Annotated in this window: 19 protein-coding genes and 1 pseudogene; 15 read left to right on the top strand and 5 right to left on the bottom strand. The window is 65.0% G+C overall.

The genetic code is table 11. The annotated features are described in order from the left end of the window. Positions 1-41: 41 nt before the first annotated feature. Positions 42-1640 (bottom strand): alkaline phosphatase family protein, encoded by a 1599-nt coding sequence (locus B4I46_RS16765; RefSeq protein WP_286901041.1) that lies wholly within the window; start codon positions 1638-1640, stop codon positions 42-44. A gap of 100 nt (positions 1641-1740) precedes the next feature. Next, positions 1741-2685 carry a LysR family transcriptional regulator gene (locus tag B4I46_RS16760; RefSeq protein WP_088514085.1) on the bottom strand — a complete coding sequence of 315 codons (945 nt, stop codon included), beginning with the start codon at positions 2683-2685 and terminating at the stop codon, positions 1741-1743. Positions 2686-2829: 144 nt separating this feature from the next. Here B4I46_RS16760 and B4I46_RS16755 point away from each other — a divergent pair, with 144 nt between their 5' ends. From B4I46_RS16755 to B4I46_RS16700, 12 genes are all read left to right on the top strand, one after another. Next, on the top strand, positions 2830-5169 hold the full coding sequence (locus tag B4I46_RS16755; protein ID WP_286901040.1) for a TonB-dependent receptor: 2340 nt from the start codon (positions 2830-2832) through the stop codon (positions 5167-5169). A gap of 252 nt (positions 5170-5421) precedes the next feature. Beyond that, positions 5422-6222, top strand: a complete 801-nt coding sequence (locus B4I46_RS16750) for an energy transducer TonB (RefSeq protein WP_286901039.1) — start codon at positions 5422-5424, stop codon at positions 6220-6222. 29 nt (positions 6223-6251) lie between these two features. Beyond that, the gene (locus B4I46_RS16745) at positions 6252-6974 is read left to right on the top strand and encodes a MotA/TolQ/ExbB proton channel family protein (protein ID WP_043859905.1); all 723 of its coding nucleotides are present in this window, start codon (positions 6252-6254) and stop codon (positions 6972-6974) included. A gap of 1 nt (position 6975) precedes the next feature. Next, on the top strand, positions 6976-7377 hold the full coding sequence (locus B4I46_RS16740; RefSeq protein WP_043859906.1) for an ExbD/TolR family protein: 402 nt from the start codon (positions 6976-6978) through the stop codon (positions 7375-7377). A gap of 226 nt (positions 7378-7603) precedes the next feature. Next, positions 7604-8185 (top strand): alpha/beta hydrolase, encoded by a 582-nt coding sequence (locus B4I46_RS16735; protein ID WP_043859907.1) that lies wholly within the window; start codon positions 7604-7606, stop codon positions 8183-8185. A 66-nt stretch (positions 8186-8251) separates the two neighbouring features. Then, positions 8252-9193, top strand: coding sequence for a sigma 54-interacting transcriptional regulator (locus B4I46_RS16730; protein ID WP_043859908.1), 942 nt, complete (start codon positions 8252-8254; stop codon positions 9191-9193). Positions 9194-9356: 163 nt separating this feature from the next. Then, complete coding sequence (locus tag B4I46_RS16725) at positions 9357-9995, top strand: hypothetical protein (RefSeq protein WP_054915895.1); 639 nt, start codon at positions 9357-9359, stop codon at positions 9993-9995. 211 nt (positions 9996-10206) lie between these two features. Next, complete coding sequence (locus B4I46_RS16720; RefSeq protein WP_043859910.1) at positions 10207-10992, top strand: MetQ/NlpA family ABC transporter substrate-binding protein; 786 nt, start codon at positions 10207-10209, stop codon at positions 10990-10992. 450 nt (positions 10993-11442) lie between these two features. Next, a complete protein-coding gene (locus B4I46_RS16715; RefSeq protein WP_043859911.1) occupies positions 11443-12108 on the top strand; it encodes an amino acid ABC transporter permease in 666 nt (221 codons plus the stop codon). After that, complete coding sequence (locus B4I46_RS16710; RefSeq protein ID WP_286901035.1) at positions 12089-12748, top strand: amino acid ABC transporter permease; 660 nt, start codon at positions 12089-12091, stop codon at positions 12746-12748. The genes B4I46_RS16715 and B4I46_RS16710 overlap by 20 nt, the downstream gene beginning before the upstream one ends. Then, positions 12745-13518: an amino acid ABC transporter ATP-binding protein gene (locus B4I46_RS16705; RefSeq protein ID WP_088514090.1), complete on the top strand. Its 774-nt coding sequence runs from the start codon at positions 12745-12747 to the stop codon at positions 13516-13518. Before B4I46_RS16710 ends, B4I46_RS16705 begins: the two co-directional genes overlap by 4 nt. Continuing rightward, complete coding sequence (locus B4I46_RS16700; RefSeq protein WP_043859914.1) at positions 13515-14393, top strand: transporter substrate-binding domain-containing protein; 879 nt, start codon at positions 13515-13517, stop codon at positions 14391-14393. Before B4I46_RS16705 ends, B4I46_RS16700 begins: the two co-directional genes overlap by 4 nt. A gap of 115 nt (positions 14394-14508) precedes the next feature. Here B4I46_RS16700 and B4I46_RS16695 read toward each other — a convergent pair. Next, a pseudogene (locus B4I46_RS16695) lies at positions 14509-14646 on the bottom strand (AAA family ATPase); the annotation flags it as partial. Between the two features lie 101 nt (positions 14647-14747). On the opposite strand from B4I46_RS16695, the gene B4I46_RS16690 reads away from it, so the two are divergent. The 3 genes from B4I46_RS16690 to B4I46_RS16680 are packed head-to-tail and all read left to right on the top strand — an operon-like array spanning position 14748 to position 19944. After that, positions 14748-15836 (top strand): efflux RND transporter periplasmic adaptor subunit, encoded by a 1089-nt coding sequence (locus B4I46_RS16690; protein WP_043861586.1) that lies wholly within the window; start codon positions 14748-14750, stop codon positions 15834-15836. After that, positions 15833-16900 (top strand): efflux RND transporter periplasmic adaptor subunit, encoded by a 1068-nt coding sequence (locus tag B4I46_RS16685; RefSeq protein ID WP_043861587.1) that lies wholly within the window; start codon positions 15833-15835, stop codon positions 16898-16900. The genes B4I46_RS16690 and B4I46_RS16685 overlap by 4 nt, the downstream gene beginning before the upstream one ends. Further along, on the top strand, positions 16897-19944 hold the full coding sequence (locus B4I46_RS16680; protein ID WP_286901032.1) for an efflux RND transporter permease subunit: 3048 nt from the start codon (positions 16897-16899) through the stop codon (positions 19942-19944). Before B4I46_RS16685 ends, B4I46_RS16680 begins: the two co-directional genes overlap by 4 nt. 85 nt (positions 19945-20029) lie before the next feature. Here the strand turns inward: B4I46_RS16680 and B4I46_RS16675 are convergent, their stop codons facing one another. Continuing rightward, a complete protein-coding gene (locus B4I46_RS16675; RefSeq protein WP_286901030.1) occupies positions 20030-20485 on the bottom strand; it encodes an REP-associated tyrosine transposase in 456 nt (151 codons plus the stop codon). A 141-nt stretch (positions 20486-20626) separates the two neighbouring features. Then, positions 20627-21186: methionine ABC transporter permease (locus tag B4I46_RS16670; RefSeq protein ID WP_286901029.1), on the bottom strand; the 560-nt coding region annotated here is incomplete at its 5' end.

The raw sequence follows: 21186 nt of genomic DNA, 5'->3' as shown, positions 1-21186 counted from the left end.
GGAGCGGGCTTGACCCGCGACGGGCCGCGAAGCGGCCCGCCTCACCACACCCCGATCTTCACCACGCTGTCCGCCTGCGGCTCCCCGTAGCGGAACCGCTCCCCCCGCCGCTCGATCTCCGCATGGCTGATCGTGGTGCGGCGCTTGAGCCCGCGCAGCCACTGCAACAGGTATCCCTGATGCACCTCGCGCACGCCGGCATGCGCCGGATCATCGCCCAGGTCGTGCCGCTCCTGCGGGTCTTCCTGCAGGTCGAACAGCTGCGCCCTGAAGCCGTCATACGCGATGTACTTGAAGCGCTCGCTGCGCACCATGGTCATGCGGCAACGGTCGATCGGCTGACCCAGCCGCTCCCGCGCCGGGGTCTGGAACGCATAGTCGTACTCGGCAATCGCGTATTCGCGCCATCCCTGCGCCGTACCGTGCAGCAACGGTGCCAGTGACCGCCCCTCCAGCCGATGCTCGGCCCCCGGCAATCCCAGTGCGTCCAGAAACGTCGGCAGCGCATCGATGGTTTCCACCAGCCGCGCATCCACCGTGCCACGGGTGGCATCTGCCGCCCCACGCGGGTCGCGCACGATCAACGGCACACCCACCGCCTGCTCCAGTAGAAACTCCTTTTCCCCCAGCCCGTGGTCGCCCAGAAAATCACCGTGGTCGCTGGTGAACACGATCAGCGTGTCGTCCCAGCGCCCGGTGCGTCGAAGCACTTCGAACAGCCGTCCGAGCTGGTCGTCCACCTGCCTGATAAGCCCCATGTAGGTGGGGATCACCTTCAGGCGCACCTCCTCGCGGGAGAAGTTCACGCTCTCCTGATGCTGGCGGAACGCGCCATACACCGGGTGATCGCTGCGCCCGCCCTGCACCGCCGGCAGCACCTGCGCCGCGCCATACAGCGCGTGGTACGGCGCCGGCGCGATGTACGGCCAGTGCGGCTTGATGTACGACAGGTGCAGGCACCACGGCTGCTCGCCCTGTTCGGTGATGAAGTCGATGGCGCGGTCGGTGGTGTACACCGTCTCCGAATGCTGCTCGGGCAGGCGCGTGGGGCGGTCGGCGTGGCGCATGTGCCAGCCGCTGAGCACCTCGCCGTCTTCGCCCTGCGCTGCATTGGCCCAGTCGTGCCAGGGGTTGTCGCCGCCATAGCCGTGTTCGCGCAGGTAACGGGTGTATGGGGCGCTCTCGCGCTTGTCGGCGAACTGCGGGTCGTCGGGGTAGATACCGTCATGGCGCACATAGGCTTCGAAACCCACTTCATCGAGCTGCCTGGCCATGTCGGCGTCGATGCCCAGCTGCTGCTGCGCCTGAAGGTTCGGCGTGGCGTGGGTCTTGCCCACCAGCGCGGTGCGGATGCCGGCCGGGCGCAGGTAGTCGCCCAGGGTCAGCTCCTCCAGCGGCAGCGGCACGCTGTTCCAGGCCACCTGGTGGCTGCTCACATAGCGCCCGGTGTACGCCGACATGCGCGACGGCCCGCAGATGGTGCCTTGGGTGTAGGCGCGGCTGAAGCGCACCCCGGCAGCGGCCAGGCGGTCGATGTTGGGCGTGTGCAGGTGCGGGTGGCCGTAGCACGACAGATAATCGCGACGCAGCTGGTCGCACATGATGTACAGCACGTTGCGCACGGGGGCAGGTTGGGTCATGGCGCTCACCGGTTGAAAGTCTGGTGGGTGATTTCGCCCTGCACGCCACGCGACCACAAGCGCATTTGCCGAATACCTTCGATGCGCCCGGCGCAACACCTCAGATGGCCAGGCGCTCCAGGTTGCACAGGTCCTGGTCGGCCTGATCGGTGGCGACGATCTGCGCGATCATTGCCTCGGCCAGCGGCGACAGGCGCTGGCGCGCACGGCTGACGATGCCGTAGCGGGTGTACAGCTCCTCGCAGTCGTCGTGCAGGCCGTCGATGTTCAGGCGCACCAGTTGCTGGGCGGCGCTGTGCAGCGCATCGCTGTTGGCGCTGCAGATGCCGATCGCGTCGGAGTTCAGCACCACCCCCAGCAGGCTGTAGCCGTTCTCGCACTCGACGCTGGCGGTGAAGTCCGGGCGCCCGCTCAGGTCGCTGATCACCTTGCGCAGGTTGGGCGGGCGCAGGGTCACCGCCAGGGGGTAGGCCAGCAGTTGCTCGGCGCTGACGTTCGGCAGTTGCGCCAGCGGGTGCGCGGCGCGGCAGCAGAAGTGCCAGCGGCGCGGGCGCAGGCGCACGGTGTGGTAGGCCGGGTCGGCCTCGAAGCGGCGGGTGTCGGCCACGAAGAACTCGAACTCCTCGGCCAGCAGGCGCTTGTCCAGGTTCTGCCAGTCATCCACCTGAAAGCGCACCCGTGCCCTGGGGTAGCGCCCGATGAACGTGCCGATGGCACGCGGCACCAGCCCGGCGGCCGGCGCCGGGCCGCAGCCAAAGCGCAGCTCGCCGGCCTCCAGGCCGTTGAACTGGCTGATCTCGTTGCTCAACTGATGCGCGCCGCTGACCAGCCGGCGTGCATGTTCGAGCACCACCAGGCCCTGCTTGGTCGGCGCCAGCTCCTTGCTCGACCGGTCCACCAGCAGGCACCCGGCGCTGTGTTCCAGGGCCTGGATGCTACGGCTGAAGGCCGATTGCGAAAGGCTCACCGCGTTCGCCGCCGCCACGAAGCTGCGGTGCTCGGCAAGCGCGATCAGGTGGCGAAGCTGGCGTAGGTCGATATGCATTTTTCACATGAAAAGTATCGGGCAAATGCATTTGCTCTGCCTCGGCTGCACTCCTTATAAAGGCAATCTCTTATGCAGTAAACATATGTGAAATCATAAATAAATAACTTTAAGGAATATCAATTCCTTGCCCAGGAGCCGCCCATGCGCCCGTCTTCCCCCGCCGCACCCTTGTCTTCCCGACGGCTCAAGCGCCTGCCGCTGGCCTTGCTGCTGGCCGGCAGCGCGCATTGGCTGCCGGCCCAGGCGGCCACCGAGGCGGCGCCCGAGGTCAAGCCCGACAGCCAGCTCAAGGCCGTCACCGTGACTGCGCGCCGACGTGAAGAGAGCGCCCAGGACGTGCCCACGCCGATGAGCGTGCTCGACGGCCAGGCCCTGGAAAGCCAGCGCGTGTACCGCATCCAGGACCTTCAGCAGTTGGTGCCCAGCGTCAACGTGGCCTACATGCATGCGCGCCAGTCCAGCGTGTCGATCCGCGGCCTGGGCAACAACCCGGCCAGCGACGGCCTGGAAGGCAGCGTGGGGCTGTACCTGGACAACGTCTACCTCGGCCGCCCCGGCATGGCGGTGTTCGACCTCATGGACATCGAGCAGCTCGAAGTGCTGCGCGGCCCCCAGGGCACCCTGTTCGGCAAGAACACCACTGCGGGGGTCATCAACATCAGCACCCGTGCGCCCAGCTTCACCCCTGAGCGCAGCATCGAGGCCTCGGTGGGCGAGGACGGCTACTTCCAGACCAAGGGCACGCTTTCCGGCCCGCTCACCGAGACCCTGGCCGGTCGCTTCTCGGCCTACCGCACGCGCAGCGACGGCGACATCAGCAACGAGCACGACGGCCACACCCTCAACGGTGGCGCGCGCCAGGGCTTTCGCGGGCAACTGCTGTACAAGCCCAGCGAGCAGTTCAACCTGCGCTGGATCGGCGACTACAACGAGGAAGACTCCAGCGCCGGCACCCGCGTGCTGTACAGCACCGGGCCGACCATCAACGGCGTCAACCGCTATGAAAGCCGTGCGGCGGCGGCCGGCGCCACGCTGGTCGACGGCCGCCACCGCAAGGTCAACCTGGACGACGACCAGAAGGTCACGGTGTTCCAGGGCGGCACCTCGCTGGAGGCCAACTGGACCCTGGACAACGACTTCACCCTGACCTCCATCAGCAGCTACCGCTGGTGGGACTTCACCCCGCGCAACGACGACGGCCTGGATGTGCCGGCGACCTACAACGCCGGGGTGTCGGTGCAAGACAAGCAGTACTCCCAGGAATTTCGCCTGGCCTCGCCCACGGGCGGCTTCTTCGACTACGTACTGGGCGCGTACTACTTCGGCTCCAACCTGGACAACAAGTCCTTCGCCTTCTACGGCCCCCAGGCCGACGTGTGGAACGGCACGCCGACCGGTGCGCTGGCCAACGTCAGCTCGGTGGGCAAGGGGCACATCAAGACCGACAGCTTCGCCCTGTTCGGTCAGGGCACCTGGCACCTCACCCCGCGCCTGGACTTCACCGCCGGGATACGCGGCACCTACGAAGAGAAAAGCGCCTGGGTCAACCGCAGCGCCCCGGTGGGCGGCGCTGCGGTCAGCGGGGCGGCGGCAGCGGTACGCCAGGGACGGGCCGGTGCGTATGACTCGGGCGACCTCAACCAGTACAGCACCAGCCCCTCGGGCCTGCTCAACCTCAGTTACCGCTTCACCGACGACCTGCTGGGCTACGCCACGCTGTCCCACGGCGAGAAGTCCGGCGGGGTCAACCTGGCGGTGGGCACCGCACCGGTGGCTGGCGCCGACTCGTTGCTGATCGGCACCGAGCGCGCCAACAACGCCGAACTGGGCTTCAAGAGCACCCTGTGGGACCGCCGCCTGCAACTGAACGCCAACCTGTTCTGGACCCAGGTCAACGGCTACCAGACCAACGCCTACGACGACGCCAACCGCGTGCAGTACCTGACCAACGCAGGCTCGGTGCGCTCACGCGGGGTCGAGTTCGACAGCACCCTGGTGCCGCTGCGCGGCCTTACGCTGAACCTCAACGGCTCGTTCAACGACGTGCGCTACCTCGCCTACAAGGACGCCCCGTGCGCGCCGGAGGTGGCTCTGCAACCGGGTGCCCCGGCCGCCTGCGACCTCAGCGGGCATCAGGTGGTCGGCGCCTCCAAATGGATCGCCAACGCCAACGGGCAGTACCAGTGGGACCTGGACAACGGCCTGCAGCCCTATGTCACCGCCAGCTATGCGTTCCGCTCCAGGGCGGTGGGCACGGTCGAGGACTCGGACTTCGCGCAGATCCCCAGCTACGCCGTGGTCAACCTCAGTACCGGCCTGCGCGGCGATGCCGGGGGCGGGCAGTGGGACGTGTCGCTATGGCTGAAGAACGCCTTCGACAAGACCTACTACACCACCCTGTGGAGCGCCGCCAACGGCGGCTACGAAGGGCTGCTCGGCACCCCGCGGACCCTGGGCGTGACCGGTCGCTATGACTTCTGAGGGGTTTTTCGATGCCTTTGGCGAATATTTTCGATGCCGCAAAGGCATTGCCAGATCAGCAATGCCCTCCAGCCCTTGATTGGCGCGGGCTAGAGCGGTTCAGCGGTTTTGTATATGCGATCAGGTTCTATCCATAACTTTAAAGATTACTTTAAGAGATAAGCAGCGCGCGTCGATCATCCACCTCAGCGAAGGCCGGCCAGACCGGGCGGCCTTCGATGCACATGCACCGAACCTCCCAGGAGTTGATCAATGGGTAATGTCCAGACCGCCGCCAGTGCTCTCGATGTGCTTTGGCGCCAGGCGCCGGGCGGCGAGCTGGTCGACCTCGGTCGGCCGCACCGGTTGCCGCTGGCGCAACAGCGCTTGCAGCGCACCCCGCGCAGTGCCTTGAAGGGCCGCGAGAAGGTGCTGCTCGGGGTTTTCGCGCTGGTGCTGCATGGTGCCGTGGCCTACTGGGTCAGCCAGGCACCGGCCCCGGTGTTGCCGGTGGTTCCACCGGAAATCCCGCCGATGACCATCGAGTTTTCCCAGCCGGCGCCACCGGTTGTCGAGCCGCCGCCCCCGGCGCCGGCCGAGCCTGTGGTGGAGCCACCACCGCCGGTGGTCGACGAGTTGGCCGTCAAGCCGCCGCCACCGCCCAAGCCGGTACCCAAGCCCAAGCCAAAGCCGGTGCCCAAGCCCGAGCCCAAGCCTGCGCCCAAACCGGTCGAGCCGCCGCCGGCACCGCCACAACCTGCCGCCCCGCCTGCGCCACCTGCCCCGGCGCCGGTGACCCCGGCTTCGGCCAGCGCGGCGTACCTGAAGAACCCGGCGCCGGAATACCCGTCGCTGGCCCAGCGTCGCGGCTGGGAAGGCACCGTGCTGCTGCGGGTGTATGTGTTGCCCAGCGGCAAGCCTGGCGAGATCCAGTTGCAGAAGAGCAGTGGTCGCCAGCAGCTCGACGACGCCGCGCTGGCGGCGGTAAAGCGCTGGAGCTTCGTGCCGGCCAAGCAGGGCGACGTGGCCCAGGCGGGCTGGGTCAGCGTGCCGATCGATTTCAAGATTCGCTAAAAATTTCGCGCTAACAGAGAGAAACCATCATGAGTGTATTGGCATCCCCCCTTGAATCCATCGAAAGCGCGGTGATCTGGCTGCTGGTGGTGTTTTCCGTCGCGACCTGGGGCCTGGCCCTGGTCAAGGGCTTGCAGTTCGCCCGCCTGAAGAACCAGGACAAGCGCTTCCACAAGCAGTTCTGGGCGGCCTCAAGCCTTGATTCGGCCGCCGAACTCACCCAGACCCAGCCCGGCGCCGCCGCCCGCGTGGCCCAGGCCGGCTACGCCGCCATCGCGGTGGGCGAGCCCGGCCAGGCCAATGACCTGAGCCAGGCGATCAACCACCAGGACCGCCTCGAACGCGCCCTGCGCCAGCAGATCGTGCGTGAGCGCCGCTCGCTGGAAACCGGCCTGGCGGTGGTGGCCAGTATCGGCAGCACGTCGCCGTTCATCGGCCTGTTCGGTACCGTGTGGGGCATCATGGAAGCGCTCAAGGGCATCAGTGCGGCGGGCTCGGCGAGCCTGGAAACCGTGGCCGGGCCGATTGGTGCGGCGCTGGTGGCCACGGGTGTGGGGATCGCGGTCGCGGTGCCGGCGGTGCTGGTTTACAACTACTTCCTGCGTCGCCTGAAACTCACGGCGGCCGACCTCGACGACTTTGCCCACGACTTCTACAGCCTGGCGCAGAAGAGTGCCTTCCGCGTGCTGGTGCACCCTGCGCTTCACAAAGCTGCAACAGTGAGCGGCCAACCTGTGAAAGAGGCGTCCTGACATGGCCTTTTCTACCCAGGACAGTGACGAGGTACTCAGCGAGATCAACGTGACGCCGCTGGTGGACGTGATGCTGGTGCTGCTGGTGGTGTTCATCGTGACCGCGCCGTTATTGACCAACGCGATCCCGATCAGCCTGCCCAAGACCGAGGCCGTGGCCCCGGTGGAGCAGAAGGACCCGCTGGTGGTGAGCATCGATGGGGGCGGCAAGTTGTTCATCAACAAGGACGAGATCCAGCCGGACTTGCTGGAGACCAGCTTGCAGGCGGCCAAGGCCAAGGACCCGGAGGTACGCGTGCAACTGCAGGCGGACGACGGTGTGAATTATGGGGAAGTGGCGCGCGCCATGGCCTCGATCGAGCGGGCGGGTATCACCAAGCTTTCGGTGATCACCGCGCGTTGAACACGATGCAACGGTAAGGGCAACGCATTCGGGGGCCGTATCCTGGCAGGGGACGGCCCCTTTTTTTATGCCCGTTCCGAAGGCGCCGATACCAGCGCCCACAGGGTTGCACACAGTATTCGGAAAGCAGTTTTGGTTATTAATAAATAGCTTCTTATTCCTTTACGAATATAACCCCCGCCCTATACTTGCCCTCATGCAATGCAAACCCAGCAGGAGGCATCTCATGCGCAATGAGTCGATTCGTTACCTGATTGTGCCGGGCTGGCAAGGATCGCCAGACGATCACTGGCAAACCCACTGGCAGAACAGCCTGCCCAACAGTGCCCGCGTCGAACAGGCCGACTGGATCACCCCGCGTCGTGAAGACTGGGTTGCCGCGCTCGAACATGCCATCGCCGCCGACACCTCGCCGGTGATCCTGATCGCCCACAGCCTGGGCTGCATCACCGTCGCGCATTGGGCCGCCCACGCCAGCGAAACCCTGCTGCAGCAGGTACGTGGCGCACTGCTGGTGGCCCCGGCCGACGTCGAACGCCCGGCCTGTGCACCGGCCCTGCGCAACTTCGCGCCGATTCCGCAGAACCTGCTGCCGTTTCCCAGCCAGGTGGTCACCTCCGACAACGATCCGGCGGTCAGTGCGCCACGGGCGATGCAACTGGCCCGCGCCTGGGGCGCAGAAGCCGGTGTGCTCGGCGGCGCCGGGCATATCAACGTCAAGTCTGGACACCGGCGCTGGGAGCAGGGCTTTGCCTACCTCTATCGCCTGCAGAGCCGCCTGGAACAGCACGCACTGCGTCGCGCCTGACCCCGGGCGCTACCCTCTTTTTCATCAAGACGTCCGCGCCGTGAGTCGCTCGGGCGGGAGTTTGCCATGAGCCTTCACGACACCTACGGCCAGCCACTGCTGACCTTCCCCGAGAGCGACAAGAGCCCGTTGAGCATCCGCGCCAAGGCGCTGGTGTTCGTCGACCCGCGCTCGCGCCAGCTGCGCGAAGAGCTGGAGCTGCTGGCGCCGCTGGCCTTGCCCGTGCTGATCCGCGGCGAAAGCGGCACCGGCAAGGAGCTGCTGGCCCGGCAGATCCACCGCGCCAGCGACCGCGGCGGGCTGTTCGTCTCGGTCAACTGCGGCGCCATCAGCCCCACCTACGCCGACGCCGAACTGTTCGGCTACAGCGCCGGCGCCCACAGTGGTACCGCCAGCAGCCGCGCCGGCTGGTTCGGCTCGGCCAACGGCGGCACGCTGTACCTGGATGAAATCGCCGACCTGCCGCTGCCGATCCAGGTCAAGCTGCTGGCTGCCCTGGAAAACCGCGAAGTCACCCGCGTTGGCGCCCAGCAACCCAACCCGGTGGACGTGCGCCTGGTGGCCGCCTCCAGCATCGACCTGGCCCAGGCCGTGGCCGCCGGCAAGTTCCACGACCGTCTCTACCACTACCTGCACGAAGGCCGCCTCGAGCTGCCCGCGTTGCGCGAGCGGGTGGGCGATATCCTGCCGCTGGCCGAGTACTTCGTGGGCATCTACAGCCCGCGCCTGAACCTGGCCGTGCCGCCGCTGCTCAGCGAGGCCGCGCAGCGGGTGCTGGAACTGCACAGCTGGCCGGGCAACACCCGCGAACTGGAAAACGTCATTCACTTCGCCCTGCTGGTCAGCAGCGGGGAGGAAATACTGCCCGAGCATCTGAACCTGCCGGAAACCTTGACGCCGCTGGCCGCGTTGGAGCGGCAGATCGAGGTGTTGCTGCGCGCAGGTGCAAGTGAGCGCAGTGGCCTGAAGGCCTTGCTGGAGAAGGTGGCGCTGCGGTTGGGTGTGTAGGCGTAACGCACAGGCGGTTGTCTGCGGAGCAACCGTTGCAGATGCGAATGAGGTGGATTACCTTCTTGCTTCGCAAGCCTTGGATCGCTTGAAGCATTGAAAGGATATTCATGAAAAACCTACCTTGCGCGGTACGTGTCTTCCTTGCCCAGGCCAGCCGCTGATGCGCCTGTCGATGCTGTGCATGAGCACGCTGCTCGCTTCCTTTTCGGCAAGCGCCGAGCTGGAGATTCTACCGCTCAGTGGCAATACCCATATCCAGAAGGTCATTGAGAAAAGGGCGGTCTCGCCCACGGCCGAGCCAGAGAAGAACTCGACCTTTCCTGGTTTCGAGCAATTCAGTTCGATGATCACACTCGCCCAGGCGAGCGACAGAAGGCTGGCTCAAGCCGTCCGATTCAAATCGCAATCCCGAGCAGCGATCGAGAAGTTGCAATGTCGGCTGTCCAAAGAACTCCCCTCCGGGGTCGAGATGAAGGAGGGCGGCTTGAACGGCGTCATGTCGCTTTATTCGTGCGGCGATGATTATGTGGTGACCTACGAGACCCACTATGAGCGCGAGCTGACACAGCGCGTGGTGGTTTACGACGATGATTACGCCAAGCCTCAGGACCCCGGCAAGCCCCTGGTGAAAACGTCGGAAAAAGTAATGGGTGGGGTCAGGAGGACAGGATTGCGCTGGATGAATTCCACGCATGAGATCAGGTATGACATCTACGCCAATGTGCAGGGTGATGGTGCACTCGAGAAGGAACTGGCCACTGTCATCACCGAGGTTGCCATCGAGACCGCTAATCGATAGACCGCGAGCATTGTCTGTTGCGGCGCCGGATGCACCTGGCAGGCCAGCCGGTGCTCTCTTCTTTATCAGTCAAAAAGATATAAGCGTCTGCATAAAAGATATTGTTAAGGAATAAAAAATCTCGGTATTGTCGCCTCCACGCCAGCTAGCACAATACTGGCACCCTCTCTTTCGCCGTCGACGATGGCTGTGATTCGAATAAGGACTGCGCATGAAAAAGGCTTTGTTGTTGACTGCATTGGCAGCCGCTCTGTCGGTTGCAGGTTTCGCCCACGCCGGCCAGAAGCTGGTGGTTGCCGCCACCCCGGTGCCCCACGCCGAGATCCTCGAGCTGATCAAGCCAACCCTGGCCAAGGAAGGCGTGGACCTGGAAATCAAGGTGTTCACCGACTACGTGCAGCCCAACGTGCAGGTCGATCAGAAGCGTCTGGACGCCAACTACTTCCAGACCCTGCCCTACCTCAAGAGCTTCAACGAAGGTAAAGGCACCCACCTGGAAACCGTGATCGGCGTACACGTTGAACCGTTCGGTGGCTACTCGAAGAAGGTCAAGAGCCTGGCCGAGCTCAAGGACGGCGCCACCATCGCCATCCCCAACGAAGGCTCCAACAGTGGCCGTGCGCTGATCCTGCTGCAGAAGGCCGGGCTGATCGAACTCAAAGATCCGAAAAACGCCCTGGCCACGCCCAAGGACATCGCCAAGAACCCGCACAACTTCAAGTTCAAGGAGCTTGAGTCGGCCCTGCTGCCACGCGTGCTGGACCAGGTCGACCTGGACATGATCAACACCAACTATGCGCTGGAAGCCGGCCTGAACCCGGCCAAGGATGCCCTGGTGATCGAGGGTTCCGACTCGCCTTACGTGAACTTCCTGGTGGCGCGCCCCGACAACAAGGACAGCGACGCCATCCAGAAGCTGGCCAAGGCCCTGACCAGCCCTGAAGTGAAAGCCTTCATCGAGCAGAAATACAAAGGCGCGGTACTGCCGGCGTTCTGATTCGCCCGATGTAGACCGCACGATGCAAAACGCCGACTCCGGTTACCGGGTCGGCGTTTTTTTTGAATGGGGTTTCAGCGTGGTGTGTTGACCGCGCGGCGCAGGGCCGTCAGCCATTTGATCAGTTCGCTGGGGTCGAGGGTCGGCTGGTCGCTGTTCATGGTGTTGTTTTCCTTGTGGGTTGAACGGCCCACGGGGCCGCGCACGACAGCTGTTTGATGGCGCGCGCGCGGGAAAGATCCCGCCTGCCACGAGGAAATTTGCGGTTAGTTTTTTGCGTGATATCAATATGCAATAAAGATATTTAAATAAATATTTTTATAGCTTTAGAGTATTACCAAAGTGCTTACCGGCACGCCCAACCCTAGCCGCCACCGCCCGTCTACCCTCGGGCCGGTTCGAGACCACCCCCATGCAGCGCACCCTGTTTCGGACGCCGAGGCCACGCCGATGAGCTTCGACGTCGCATTCATCCTCAGCACATTGCCCGCGTTTCTCAAGGCCGTCGGGGTCACCCTGCAGGTCGGCCTGATCGCCATCGCCACCTCGCTGGTGGTGGCCGTGATCAACACCGCGATCCTGGTCTACCGCACGCCCTACCTGCAGCGTGCCGTGGGCCTGTACGTGGAGCTGGCACGCAACACGCCGCTGCTGATCCAGCTGTTTTTCGTGTACTTCGCGCTGCCCAGCCTGGGCCTGAAGATTTCCGGCTTCGCCGCCGCGATCATCACCATGACGTTTCTCGGCGGGGCCTACCTGACCGAGGTGCTGCGCGCCGGTGTCGAGGCGGTGCCCGCCGCACAGCTGGAGTCCGGGCGCTCCATCGGGTTGTCCGAAGGCCAGCTGCTGCGCCACGTGATCCTGCCCCAGGCCGGCATCCTCAGCCTGCCGGCGCTGTTCGCCAACTTCATCTTCCTGCTCAAGGAAACCACCGTGGTGTCGGCGGTGGCGGTGCCCGAGATTCTCTACACCACCAAGAGCTACATCGCCCTGTACTACAAGACCTACGAAATGCTCGCGGTGCTGACGCTGATCTGCGTGCTGCTGTTCTTGCCGTTGTCGCTGCTGCTGAGCCGCCTGGAAAGGAGGTTGCAACATGGCCAGTTCGGGTCTTGAACTGCTGCTGGTGTCGCTGCCGCAACTGGCCCAGGGCGCCGCGCAAACCCTGTCGATCTCGGCCCTGGGCATCGTCTTCAGCACCCTGGGCGGGGTGCTCTACGGCGTGCTCGCCACCCTCGGCAAGCGCAGCGTGAACCTGGTGCTGCGGGTGTACCTGGAGCTGTTTCGGGCGATACCGGTACTGGTGTGGCTGTACCTGCTGTTCTTCGGCCTGCCGATCTTCTTTGCCGTGAGCATTCCGAGCTTCTGGTGCGCGGTGCTGGTGCTGTCGCTGTGGGGTGCCAGCGAGGTGGGCGAGGTGGTGCGCGGTGCACTGCATTCGCTGCCGCGCGGGCAACGCGAGGCGGGGCTGTCGATCGGCCTGGATGGCTGGCAGCTGTATGGCTACGTGCTGCTGCCCCAGGCACTCAAGCGCATGACCCCGCCGACCATCAACATCTACACGCGCATCATCAAGACCAGTTCGCTGGCAGTGCTGATCGGCGTGGTGGACGTGATCAAGGTGGGCCAGCAGATCATCGAGCGCACCTATGAGTCGGTGCTGATCTACGGTGCGCTGTTCCTGTTCTTCTTTTTCATCTGCTACCCGCTGTCGGCCGCCTCGCGGGCGCTGGAGCGGCGCTGGACACACGCATGAGCGCATTGATCGAGTTCAAGGGTTTCAACAAGTTCTTCGGTGAGCACCAGGTGCTCAAGGACATCGACCTGCAGGTGCGCAGCGGCGAAGTGGTGGTGATCCTGGGCCCTAGCGGCTGCGGCAAGAGCACCCTGCTGCGCTGCCTCAATGGCCTGGAAGTGGCCCACGGCGGCAGCCTGACACTGGCCGGTAAAGAGTTGCTGAGCAAGGCCACCGACTGGCGCCAGGTGCGCCAGCAGGTGGGCATGGTGTTCCAGAGCTACCACCTGTTCGGCCACATGAGCGTGATGGAAAACCTGCTGCTCGGGCCGCTCAAGGTGCAGAAACGCGAACGCCTCGAGGCCCAGGCCCAGGCCGAAGCACTGCTGGCGCGAGTGGGCCTGCTGGACAAGCGCGACGCCTATCCGCGCCAGCTTTCCGGTGGCCAGCAGCAGCGTATCGCCATTGTGCGTTCGCTGTGCATGAACCCGCAGGTGATGCTGTTCGACGAGGTGACCGCCGCCCTCGACCCGGAGATGGTCAAGGAAGTGCTGCAGGTGATCCAGGGCCTGGCCCGCGACGGCATGACCCTGTTGATCGTGACCCATGAAATGGCCTTCGCTCGCGCGGTGGCCGACCGCATCGTGTTCATGGAGGCCGGCAGGATCCTTGAACAGAGCCCCCCCGAGAGCTTCTTTACGAACCCGCAGACCGCACGCGCGCAGCAGTTCCTGGAGAAATTCTCCTTTGTCGAAAGCCTGCCCAAGACACCACACAAGGAACTGTCATGAAGACTGCCCACGCTTCAAAACTGCTGCTGTCGCTGTTCACCCTGGCCGTACTGGCCGGGTGCAACAAATCCGAAGCGCCGAGCAAGCCTGCCGCCAATGCCGCAGCGCCGGCCACCAGCTACCTGGAAACCATCAAGGCCCGCGACAAACTGATCGTCGGCGTGTTCACCGACAAGCCGCCATTCGGCTATGTGGATGAAAGCGGGCGCTATGTGGGCTTTGACACCGACATCGGTCGCGAGCTGGCCAAGTCGCTGCTGGGCGACGAGAACAAGGTGGAGTTCGTGGCCGTGGAGCCGGCCAGCCGCATTCCCTTCCTGCAGAGCGACAAGGTCGACCTGATTCTGGCCAACATGACCGTGACCTCGGAGCGCAAGGAAGCGGTGGAGTTCACCAACCCCAACCTGCGCGTGGCGGTACAGGCGCTGGTGCCCGAGGGCAGCGAGGTGAAGAAGCTCGACGACCTGGCGGCCAAGACCACCATCGTCACCACCGGCACCACGGCGGACATCTGGCTGACCAAGAACCACCCGGACTGGAAACTGCTCAAGTTCGAGAAGAACTCCGAGTCGTTGCAGGCGTTGGCCAATGGCCGTGGCGATGCGTATGCGCAGGACAACCTGATCCTGTTCAGCTGGTCCAAGCAGAACCCGGGCTACCGTGTGCTGGACGAGAAGCTGGGCGAGGAAGCGCCGATTGCGCCGGCGGTGAAGAAGGGCAACATCGAGCTGCGTGACTGGGTCAACAGCGAGCTGGCGCGTCTGGGCGAGCAGAAGTACCTGCTCAAGCTGTATGACCAGTACGTGCGCAAGGAGCTTAGCGACGACACCAAGCCGGAGAGTGTGATCGTCGAGGGCGGCAAATGGCAGGGCTGAGGCCCTGACACCGCGTCGCTCTTATCGCGGGTCAAGCCCGCTCCCACAAGGACCGTCGCTGTCTGTGTGGGAGCGGGCTTGACCCGCGATGGGCCGCCCCGCGGCCCCGTCTTCTCTCCGGCCACCGCCCTTGCCCCACCCCCCGCGTCTGCCCCAACGCCTTCTCCAGCACGATGCAGTTGCTCTGCGCATCCTGCTCCAGCGCCGCGATCAAACGCGATGCAGGCGACAGCCCCCACCCCTCGCAACGTCGCCGCTGTGCTCAATTGCCCCCAGGACAAGCGGCACGCGGAACCCTGATCTACGCTAACAGTCGCATCTAGCAACTGCCCAGAACCCACGCAAGGAGCCCGCATGACGGTGTCGCCCCCCAACCTGATCGTCTGCCTGGGGCTTGCGCTGCTGCTTGGCTGCGGCGAGAAGAAAGCCGCCGCACCCGACCTGCCCAGGGTGGCGGTGCAACAGGTCAAGGCCGGCGACTTTGCAGCCTCCGTGACCCTCACCGGCGATGTCCAGGCACGGGTGCAGGCCGACCTGTCGTTTCGCGTGGGCGGCAAGATCATCGAGCGCAACGTCGACGTGGGCGATCACGTCAGCGCCAATCAGGTGCTGGCGCGCCTGGACCCCAAGGACCTGCAAACCAATGTCGACTCGGCCAAGGCCGAGGTCTTCGCCGAACAGGCTCGCGTGACCCAGACTTCCGCCGCCTTCGTGCGCCAGCAGAAGCTGCTGCCCAAGGGCTACACCAGCCAGAGCGAGTACGACGCGGCCCAGGCCGCCCTACGCAGCAGCCAGAGCGCGCTCAAGGCCGCCCAGGCGCAACTGGCCAACGCCCGCGAACAACTGAGCTACACCGCGCTGATCGCCGAGGCGCCCGGGGTGATCACCGCGCGCCAGGCCGAGGTGGGGCAGGTGGTGCAGGCCACCGTGCCGATCTTCACCCTGGCCCGCGACGGCGAGCGCGACGCGGTGTTCAACGTCTACGAATCGCTGCTGATGGCGCCACCCACCCAGCAGGCGATCATCGTCAGCCTGCTCGACGACCCCAAGGTGCAAGCCAAGGGGCACGTGCGCGAAATCACCCCGACGGTCTCGGCGCAAAGCGGCACGGTGCAGGTAAAGGTCGGCCTGAGCGAGGTGCCGCCGGCCATGCAGCTGGGCTCGGTGGTGAGTGCCACCGCCAGGGCCGAGGGCACCCCGAGCATCGAGCTGCCGTGGTCGGCGCTGACCAAGGATGTGCATGACCCGGCGGTGTGGCTGGTGGGCCAGGACAACAAGGTCAACCTGCGCAAGGTCAAGGTGCTGCGCTACCTCACCGGCAAGGTGGTGGTGGGCGACGGCCTCAAGGGCGGCGAAACCGTGGTGATCGCGGGTGGGCAGTTGCTGCACCCGGACATGCAGGTGGAAGTGGCAGACCCAGCCGATATCGGGGTGACGCAATGAGAACCCTGTGGCTGATGTTCGCTTGTGTGTTGCTGGCCGCCTGCGCCGATGACGAGCCGCCGCCCGAGCCGGTGCGCCCGGTGCTGTCCCAGGTGGTGCAGGCGCAGGACCAGGCGCGCCTGGGGCGCTTTGCCGGCTCCATCCAGGCGCGCTACGAAAGCACCCTGGGCTTTCGCGTGGGCGGGCGCATCGCCCGGCGCTGGGTGGATGTGGGCGCCACGGTGAAGGCCGGCGACACCCTGGCCACCCTCGACCCCACCGACCAGCAGAACCAGTTGCGTGCCGCCGAAGGCGACCTGGCCAAGGTGCAGGCGCAGTGGATCAACGCCCAGGCCAACGCCCGTCGTCAGCAGCAGCTGTTCGACCGGGGCGTGGGTGCCCAGGCCCAGCTGGACATCGCCCAGACCGACCTGAAGACTACCGGCGCCTCGCTCGAACAGGCCAAGGCGGCGGTCAACCAGGCCCGCGACCAGCTCGGCTACAGCACCTTGCAGGCCGACCACCCCGCCGTGGTCACTGCCTGGCAGGCCGAGGCCGGGCAGGTGGTCACTGCCGGCCAGGGCGTGGTCACGCTGGCGCGCCCGGACGTCAAGGAGGCGGTGATCGACCTGCCCGCAGGCCTGGCCGACGAACTGTCGGGCGAGGTGAAGTTCCTGGTGGCCGCGCAGCTCGACCCCAGCGTGAACACCAGTGCCGTGCTGCGCGAGATCGAGCCCCAGGCCGACGCGGCCACGCGTACCCGGCGCGCGCGCCTGACCCTGGCCGACACCCCCGAGGCCTTTCGCCTGGGCACGGCCATCAGCGTCACCCTGAGCTCGGCGATCCAACCGCGCAGCGAGCTGCCGTTGAGCGCCCTGCAGGAGGTCGACGGGCACACCCGGGTATGGGTCGTCGACCCGCAGCAGCATACGGTTTCATTGCGTGACGTGAAGGTCAGCGAGCGGCTGGACAACAGCGTGGTGCTCAGTGCCGGCCTGCAGCCGGGCGAGCGTGTGGTCACGGCGGGGGTCAACAGCCTCAAGCCTGGCCAGAAGGTAAAAATCGATGAGGAAGGCCCGCGATGAAAGGAAGCTTCAACCTGTCGGAATGGGCACTCAAGCACCAATCCTTCGTCTGGTACCTGATGTTCGTCGCGTTGCTGATGGGGGTGTTTTCCTATTTCAACCTGGGCCGTGAGGAGGACCCCTCGTTCACCATCAAGACCATGGTCATCCAGACCCGCTGGCCCGGCGCCACCCAGGACGAGACCCTGCTGCAGGTCACCGACCGCATCGAGAAGAAACTCGAGGAACTGGACTCGCTCGACTACGTGAAAAGCTACACCCGGCCCGGCGAGTCGACGGTGTTCGTCAACCTGCTCGATACCACCAAGGCTGGCGACATCCCGCAGATCTGGTACCAGGTGCGCAAGAAGATCCAGGACATCCGCGGCGAGTTCCCCCAGGGCATCCAGGGCCCCGGCTTCAACGACGAGTTCGGCGATGTGTTCGGCTCGGTGTATGCGTTCACCGCCGATGGCATCTCGATGCGCCAGCTGCGCGATTACGTCGAGCAGGTACGTGCAGAAATCCGCGAGGTGCCGGGGCTGGGCAAGGTCGAGATGATCGGCCAGCAGGACGAAGTGCTGTACCTGAACTTCTCCACCCGCAAGCTGGCGGCCCTGGGCATCGACCAGCGCCAGGTGGTGCAGGCGTTGCAGGCGCAGAACGCGGTGACCCCGGCCGGGGTGATGGAGGCCGGCCCCGAGCGTATCTCGGTGCGCACCACTGGCCAGTTCGCCTCGGAGAAAGACCTGGAGCAGGTCAACCTGCGCCTGGACGACCGCTTCTATCGCCTGGCCGATATTGCCGAGATCAGCCGCGGCTACGCCGACCCGCCCACGCCGATGTTCCGCTACGACGGCAAGCCTGCCATCGGCCTGGCCATCGGCATGAAGAAGGGCGGCAACATCCAGGCCTTCGGCAAGCAGCTGCACGAGCGCATGGAGGCCGCCACCGCCGACCTGCCGGTGGGCGTGGGCGTGCACACCGTGTCGGACCAGGCGGTGGTGGTCGAGGAGGCCGTGGGCGGCTTTACCAGTGCGCTGTTCGAGGCGGTGGTGATCGTGCTGGTGGTCAGTTTCATCAGCCTCGGGGTGCGTGCCGGGCTGGTGGTGGCCTGCTCGATTCCGCTGGTGCTGGCCATGGTGTTCGTGTTCATGGAGTACAGCGGCATTACCATGCAGCGGATCTCCCTCGGCGCGCTGATCATCGCGCTGGGCCTGCTGGTGGATGATGCGATGATCACCGTGGAGGTGATGGTCACGCGGCTGGAGAAGGGCGAGAGCAAGGAGCAGGCGGCCACGTTCGCCTACACCTCCACCGCCTTCCCGATGCTCACCGGCACCCTGGTGACGGTGGCGGGTTTCGTGCCCATCGGCCTGAACGCCAGCTCTGCGGGCGAGTACACCTTCACCCTGTTTGCGGTGATCGCCGTGGCGCTGCTGGTGTCGTGGGTGGTGGCGGTGCTGTTCGCGCCGGTGCTGGGGGTGCACCTGCTCAGCGCCAAGGTCAAGGCCCACGACGCCGAGCCCGGGCGTATCGGTCGCGGTTTCAACCATGGCCTGCTGTGGTGCATGCGCCACCGCTGGATCACCATCATCGGCACCGTGGTGCTGTTCGCCCTGGCGGTGTTCAGCATGCGCTTCGTGCAGAACCAGTTCTTTCCGTCCTCGGACCGTCCGGAGATCCTGGTGGACCTCAACCTGCCGCAGAACGCCTCCATCGACGAGACGCGCAAGGCGGTGGACAAGCTGGAGGCGACCCTCAAGGACGACCCGGACATCGTGCGCTGGAGTACCTACATCGGTCAGGGCGCGATCCGTTTCTACCTGCCGCTGGACCAGCAGCTGGAGAACCCGTACTACGCCCAGCTGGTGATCGTGAGCAAGGGCCTGGAGTCGCGCGAGGCGCTCACGGCGCGCCTGAAGGAGCGGCTGCGCGAGGACTTCGTCGGCATCGGCAGCTACGTGCAATCGCTGGAGATGGGCCCGCCGGTGGGGCGGCCGATCCAGTACCGGGTCAGCGGCAAGGACATCGACCAGGTGCGCAAGCATGCGATCGAACTGGCGGCGCTGCTCGATGGCAACTCCCATGTGGGCGAGATCATTTACGACTGGAACGAGCCGGGCAAGGTGCTGCGCATCGACATTGCCCAGGACAAGGCGCGCCAGCTTGGGCTGTCGTCCGAGGACGTGGCCAACCTGATGAACGGCATCGTCAGCGGCTCGCCGGTGACCCAGGTGAACGATGACATCTACCTGATCGACGTGATCGGGCGCGCGGTGGACAGCGAGCGTGACTCGCCGCAGACCCTGCAGAACCTGCAGATCGTCACGCCCAGCGGCACCTCGATTCCTTTGTTGGCGTTTGCCACGGTGCGTTACGAGCTGGAGCAGCCGCTGGTGTGGCGGCGTGACCGCAAGCCGACCATCACGGTCAAGGCGGCGGTGCGTGACGAGATCCAGCCGACTGACCTGGTGGCGCAGCTCAAGCCGCAGATCGACGAGTTTGCGCGTAAGTTGCCGGCCGGTTATCAGGTGGCGACGGGGGGCACGGTGGAGGAGAGCGGCAAGGCCCAGGGGCCGATTGCCAAGGTGGTGCCGTTGATGCTGTTTCTGATGGCGACGTTCCTGATGATTCAGCTGCACAGTGTGCAGAAGCTGTTCCTGGTGGCGAGCGTGGCGCCGCTGGGCTTGATTGGCGTGGTGCTGGCGCTGATCCCCACGGGTACGCCGATGGGGTTCGTGGCGATACTGGGCATTCTGGCGCTGGCGGGGATCATCATCCGCAACTCGGTGATCCTGGTGACGCAGATCGATGCGTACGAGGCTGATGGGTATGCGCCGTGGGATGCGGTGGTGGAGGCCACGGACCATCGTCGCCGGCCGATTCTGCTGACGGCGGCGGCGGCGAGCCTGGGCATGATTCCGATTGCGCGGGAAGTGTTCTGGGGGCCGATGGCCTACGCGATGATTGGCGGCATCATTGTCGCCACGTTGCTGACCTTGCTGTTTTTGCCGGCGCTGTATGTGGCCTGGTACAAGATCAAGGAGCCGCAGCGCGAGTGATGGCCATCGCGGGTCGAGCCCGTTTCTACAGGTCCGGAGTTGTCCCTGTGGGAGCGGGCTTGACCCGCGATGGCCGTTACCGGTTCTAGAGCCATACGGCGTCCCAATGCGGATAGTCGCCGAGCCGCTTTACCAGCCCCGCCCGCAAAGGATTGGCAACGATGTAGCGGGCGACTGCGCGCGCATCGTCTTCCCGTCTTAACGCACGATCATGAAACCCGGGCTGCCAGATGCGCCCCTGATGCCTGCAAGCCTTGAGTACGGCACAACCCGTGCGAGACTTGAAACGTCGCATGAGTGTCGCCAGGGTCAGGTTCTGCAACTCGATCAACCAGTGAACGTGGTCAGGCATGACGACCCAGGCCAGCGAGTGTGCACTGCCTTCTCGCTGCGCCTGCATGAACTGGGCTACCACCAGGCGCGCGATGTGGAAGTCCCGAAGAAGAGGTTTGCGGTGTTCGATGATGCTGGTAAGCAGGTAAAGTCGGCCAGGTTCCGAGAAACGGCCGCGGCGCAGTAAACGAGAGCTTGGACAGTCCATGTCGATCTCCTTGAGGTTGAAATCTCAAGGTAGTCAGGTGTGCACCTGCATGAAGGGTGTCATTGACTCCGGATGTGTCCGGGCTGGCCAATCGCGGGTCAAGCCCGNNGCGGGCTTGACCCGCGATACGGACGCTGCGGTCTATCTTTTGTTCAACCCCCGCGCCAACCGGTCCCCGCCCAGCTGGATCAACGCCACCAGCACTACCAGCATCACGATCACCGTCAGCATGATCTGGCTGTCGAAGCGCTGGTACCCGTACCGGTACGCGATGTCCCCCAACCCACCGGCACCAATCGCACCGGCCATCGCCGACGAATTGATCATGGTCACCAGGGTGATGGTGAAGCCGCCCACGATGCCTGGCAGCGCCTCGGGCAACAGCACATGCCAGACGATGTGCCAGCGCCGGCACCCCATCGCCTGCGCCGCCTCGATCAGCCCATGATCCACCTCGCGCAGGCTCACCTCGGCAATGCGCGCAAAAAACGGTGTGGCCGCAATCGTCAGCGGTACCACCGCCGCCCACACGCCATACGTGGTGCCCACGATCAGCCGCGTGAACGGGATCAACGCCACCATCAGGATCAGAAACGGTATCGAGCGAAACAGGTTGACGAACGCCCCCAGCACGCGGTTCACCAGCGGCGCCTCGTAGATGCCGCCCTTGCCGCTGGTTACCAGGATCACCGCCAGCGGAA

The organism is Pseudomonas sp. UBA7500, from assembly GCF_002478435.1.
GTDB classification, from domain to species: Bacteria; Pseudomonadota; Gammaproteobacteria; order Pseudomonadales; family Pseudomonadaceae; genus Aquipseudomonas; species Aquipseudomonas palmensis.
Note: the sequence above shows the minus strand (reverse complement) of the source record. Positions and strands in the feature narration are given on the sequence as shown.